Source organism: Micromonospora sp. LOL_015 (assembly GCF_048060275.1).
GTDB lineage: Bacteria > Actinomycetota > Actinomycetes > Mycobacteriales > Micromonosporaceae > Micromonospora_E.
Window position 1 is genome coordinate 1 of the sequence record NZ_JBHMIO010000211.1, and the last position, 347, is coordinate 347.

At 71.5% G+C, this 347-nt stretch carries 1 pseudogene; it reads left to right on the plus strand.

The features are described from left to right. Positions 1-347 (plus strand): annotated as a pseudogene (locus ACFHWU_RS29530) (ribonucleoside-diphosphate reductase subunit alpha); the annotation flags it as partial.

Here is a 347-nt window from a genome sequence, read left to right on the forward strand (position 1 = left end):
TGAAGGCGCGCGGGCTGTGGACGGCACCGGTCCGGGAGCAGATCAAGCGGGCCGAGGGGTCGGTGCAGGGCCTCGCGGACCTGCCCGCCGATGTGCGGGAGCTGTTCCGTACCGCATGGGAGCTGCCGCAACGGGCGCTGATCGACCTGGCCGCCGCCCGTGCGCCGTACGTCGACCAGTCGCAGTCGCTGAACCTGTTCCTCAGCGCGCCGACCATCGGCAAGCTGTCCTCGATGTACCTGTACGCCTGGAAGTCCGGGCTGAAGACCACCTACTACCTGCGGTCGCGCCCGGCGACCCGGATCCAGCAGGCCACCGTCGGCATCGCGCCGACCGCCGGGCCGACC